This is a genomic window from Pseudomonas sp. 3MA1, from assembly GCF_029237275.1.
GTDB classification, from domain to species: domain Bacteria; phylum Pseudomonadota; class Gammaproteobacteria; order Pseudomonadales; family Pseudomonadaceae; genus Aquipseudomonas; species Aquipseudomonas fluorescens_AP.
The window spans coordinates 1-4,765 of record NZ_JAACFX010000026.1 but is presented as its reverse complement, the minus strand read 5'-3'; the positions used below and the strand labels follow the sequence as shown (position 1 = coordinate 4,765).

Annotated in this window: 2 tRNA genes and 3 rRNA genes; all 5 read right to left on the bottom strand. The window is 51.3% G+C overall.

The annotated features are described in order from the left end of the window. Positions 1–19: 19 nt before the first annotated feature. Positions 20–135, bottom strand: a 5S ribosomal RNA gene (rrf, locus tag GWQ44_RS30770). A gap of 155 nt (positions 136–290) precedes the next feature. Continuing rightward, positions 291–3,182, bottom strand: a 23S ribosomal RNA gene (locus tag GWQ44_RS30765). A 230-nt stretch (positions 3,183–3,412) separates the two neighbouring features. Beyond that, a tRNA-Ala gene (locus tag GWQ44_RS30760) sits at positions 3,413–3,488 on the bottom strand. Positions 3,489–3,498: 10 nt separating this feature from the next. Next, positions 3,499–3,575 (bottom strand) — tRNA-Ile (locus tag GWQ44_RS30755). A 123-nt stretch (positions 3,576–3,698) separates the two neighbouring features. Then, positions 3,699–4,765 (bottom strand): 16S ribosomal RNA (locus GWQ44_RS30750); the annotation flags it as partial.

Genomic DNA, 4,765 nt, shown 5'->3' with positions numbered 1-4,765 from the left:
TTGGGGTTTCGGAATTTAATCTTGACGATGACCTACTCTCACATGGGGAAACCCCACACTACCATCGGCGATGCATCGTTTCACTTCTGAGTTCGGGATGGGATCAGGTGGTTCCAACGCTCTATGGTCGTCAAGAAATTCGGTAGCCAGTCCGTTGCATGTGCAACGTGCCAGCGAATGGGTATGTAATAGGTTTCGGTGTTTTGTGAGCTGTGCAAACTTTCGGTTTGTTTCGTCTTCACACACCGCAATCTGGTCTCTTTCGAGTTCGCAAATTGCTTGGGTGTTATATGGTCAAGCCTCACGGGCAATTAGTATTGGTTAGCTCAACGCCTCACAGCGCTTACACACCCAACCTATCAACGTCGTAGTCTTCGACGGCCCTTTAGGGGATTCAAGATCCCAGTGAGATCTCATCTTGAGGCAAGTTTCCCGCTTAGATGCTTTCAGCGGTTATCTTTTCCGAACATAGCTACCCGGCAATGCCACTGGCGTGACAACCGGAACACCAGAGGTTCGTCCACTCCGGTCCTCTCGTACTAGGAGCAGCCCCTCTCAAATCTCAAACGTCCACGGCAGATAGGGACCGAACTGTCTCACGACGTTCTAAACCCAGCTCGCGTACCACTTTAAATGGCGAACAGCCATACCCTTGGGACCGGCTTCAGCCCCAGGATGTGATGAGCCGACATCGAGGTGCCAAACACCGCCGTCGATATGAACTCTTGGGCGGTATCAGCCTGTTATCCCCGGAGTACCTTTTATCCGTTGAGCGATGGCCCTTCCATACAGAACCACCGGATCACTAAGACCTACTTTCGTACCTGCTCGACGTGTCTGTCTCGCAGTCAAGCGCGCTTTTGCCTTTATACTCTACGACCGATTTCCGACCGGTCTGAGCGCACCTTCGTACTCCTCCGTTACTCTTTAGGAGGAGACCGCCCCAGTCAAACTACCCACCATACACTGTCCTCGATCCGGATAACGGACCTGAGTTAGAACCTCAAAGTTGCCAGGGTGGTATTTCAAGGATGGCTCCACGCAAACTGGCGTTCACGCTTCAAAGCCTCCCACCTATCCTACACAAGCAAATTCAAAGTCCAGTGCAAAGCTATAGTAAAGGTTCACGGGGTCTTTCCGTCTAGCCGCGGATACACTGCATCTTCACAGCGATTTCAATTTCACTGAGTCTCGGGTGGAGACAGCGCCGCCATCGTTACGCCATTCGTGCAGGTCGGAACTTACCCGACAAGGAATTTCGCTACCTTAGGACCGTTATAGTTACGGCCGCCGTTTACCGGGGCTTCGATCAAGAGCTTCGCGTTAGCTAACCCCATCAATTAACCTTCCGGCACCGGGCAGGCGTCACACCCTATACGTCCACTTTCGTGTTTGCAGAGTGCTGTGTTTTTAATAAACAGTCGCAGCGGCCTGGTATCTTCGACCGGCATGAGCTTACGGAGCAAGTCCTTCACCCTCACCGGCGCACCTTCTCCCGAAGTTACGGTGCCATTTTGCCTAGTTCCTTCACCCGAGTTCTCTCAAGCGCCTTGGTATTCTCTACCCAACCACCTGTGTCGGTTTGGGGTACGGTTCCTAGTTATCTGAAGCTTAGAAGCTTTTCTTGGAAGCATGGCATCAACCACTTCGTCACCTAAAAGGTAACTCGTCATCAGCTCTCGGCCTTAGAACCCCGGATTTACCTAAGATTCCAGCCTACCACCTTAAACTTGGACAACCAACGCCAAGCTGGCCTAGCCTTCTCCGTCCCTCCATCGCAATAACTAGAAGTACAGGAATATTAACCTGTTTTCCATCGACTACGCTTTTCAGCCTCGCCTTAGGGACCGACTAACCCTGCGTCGATTAACGTTGCGCAGGAAACCTTGGTCTTTCGGCGTGGGTGTTTTTCACACCCATTGTCGTTACTCATGTCAGCATTCGCACTTCTGATACCTCCAGCAAGCTTCTCAACTCACCTTCACAGGCTTACAGAACGCTCCTCTACCGCATCACTTACGTGATACCCGTAGCTTCGGTGTATGGTTTGAGCCCCGTTACATCTTCCGCGCAGGCCGACTCGACTAGTGAGCTATTACGCTTTCTTTAAAGGGTGGCTGCTTCTAAGCCAACCTCCTAGCTGTCTAAGCCTTCCCACATCGTTTCCCACTTAACCATAACTTTGGGACCTTAGCTGACGGTCTGGGTTGTTTCCCTTTTCACGACGGACGTTAGCACCCGCCGTGTGTCTCCCATGCTCGGCACTTGTAGGTATTCGGAGTTTGCATCGGTTTGGTAAGTCGGGATGACCCCCTAGCCGAAACAGTGCTCTACCCCCTACAGTGATACATGAGGCGCTACCTAAATAGCTTTCGAGGAGAACCAGCTATCTCCGAGCTTGATTAGCCTTTCACTCCGATCCACAGGTCATCCGCTAACTTTTCAACGGTAGTCGGTTCGGTCCTCCAGTCAGTGTTACCTAACCTTCAACCTGCCCATGGATAGATCGCCCGGTTTCGGGTCTATTCCCAGCGACTAGACGCCCTATTAAGACTCGCTTTCGCTACGCCTCCCCTATTCGGTTAAGCTCGCCACTGAAAATAAGTCGCTGACCCATTATACAAAAGGTACGCAGTCACAGAACAAAGTCTGCTCCCACTGCTTGTACGCATACGGTTTCAGGATCTATTTCACTCCCCTCTCCGGGGTTCTTTTCGCCTTTCCCTCACGGTACTAGTTCACTATCGGTCAGTCAGTAGTATTTAGCCTTGGAGGATGGTCCCCCCATATTCAGACAAGGTTTCTCGTGCCCCGTCCTACTCGATTTCATGACTAAGAGATTTTCGCGTACAGGGCTATCACCCACTATGGCCGCACTTTCCAGAGCGTTCCGCTAATCTCAAAGCCACTTAAGGGCTAGTCCCCGTTCGCTCGCCACTACTAAGGGAATCTCGGTTGATTTCTTTTCCTCAGGGTACTTAGATGTTTCAGTTCCCCTGGTTCGCCTCTTGCACCTATGTATTCAGTACAAGATAACCATCTTATGATGGCTGGGTTCCCCCATTCAGAGATCTCCGGATCAAAGTCTGTTTGCCGACTCCCCGAAGCTTATCGCAGGCTACCACGTCTTTCATCGCCTCTGACTGCCAAGGCATCCACCGTATGCGCTTCTTCACTTGACCATATAACCCCAAGCAATCTGGTTATACTATGAAGACGACATTCGCCGAAAATTCGCAAAACTCTTAAGAGTACTCACAAATTTTACCTTAGCCTGATCCGTTACCAGTGAAAGTAACGTTCAGTCTATCTTTCTATCACATACCCAAATTTTTAAAGAACGATCTAATCAAAAGACTAGAAATCAACATTCAATGTGAATGCTCATTTCTAAGCTTTCAGAAGCAGTTTATGGTGGAGCCAAGCGGGATCGAACCGCTGACCTCCTGCGTGCAAGGCAGGCGCTCTCCCAGCTGAGCTATGGCCCCATAACAAAATTGGTGGGTCTGGGCAGATTCGAACTGCCGACCTCACCCTTATCAGGGGTGCGCTCTAACCAACTGAGCTACAGACCCAATTTCGAGCTTGTAACTGTTAGCTTGGAGCTATCAGCTTGGAGCTTAAAGCTGCTTCTATCGTCTTCTTCAATGAATCAAGCAATTCGTGTGGGAGCTTATGAAGCAGCTGATGTCGTCGATTAAGGAGGTGATCCAGCCGCAGGTTCCCCTACGGCTACCTTGTTACGACTTCACCCCAGTCATGAATCACACCGTGGTAACCGTCCCCCCGAAGGTTAGACTAGCTACTTCTGGTGCAACCCACTCCCATGGTGTGACGGGCGGTGTGTACAAGGCCCGGGAACGTATTCACCGCGACATTCTGATTCGCGATTACTAGCGATTCCGACTTCACGCAGTCGAGTTGCAGACTGCGATCCGGACTACGATCGGTTTTATGGGATTAGCTCCACCTCGCGGCTTGGCAACCCTTTGTACCGACCATTGTAGCACGTGTGTAGCCCAGGCCGTAAGGGCCATGATGACTTGACGTCATCCCCACCTTCCTCCGGTTTGTCACCGGCAGTCTCCTTAGAGTGCCCACCATAACGTGCTGGTAACTAAGGACAAGGGTTGCGCTCGTTACGGGACTTAACCCAACATCTCACGACACGAGCTGACGACAGCCATGCAGCACCTGTCTCAATGTTCCCGAAGGCACCAATCCATCTCTGGAAAGTTCATTGGATGTCAAGGCCTGGTAAGGTTCTTCGCGTTGCTTCGAATTAAACCACATGCTCCACCGCTTGTGCGGGCCCCCGTCAATTCATTTGAGTTTTAACCTTGCGGCCGTACTCCCCAGGCGGTCAACTTAATGCGTTAGCTGCGCCACTAAGAGCTCAAGGCTCCCAACGGCTAGTTGACATCGTTTACGGCGTGGACTACCAGGGTATCTAATCCTGTTTGCTCCCCACGCTTTCGCACCTCAGTGTCAGTATCAGTCCAGGTGGTCGCCTTCGCCACTGGTGTTCCTTCCTATATCTACGCATTTCACCGCTACACAGGAAATTCCACCACCCTCTACCATACTCTAGCTTGCCAGTTTTGGATGCAGTTCCCAGGTTGAGCCCGGGGCTTTCACATCCAACTTAACAAACCACCTACGCGCGCTTTACGCCCAGTAATTCCGATTAACGCTTGCACCCTCTGTATTACCGCGGCTGCTGGCACAGAGTTAGCCGGTGCTTATTCTGTCGGTAACGTCAAAA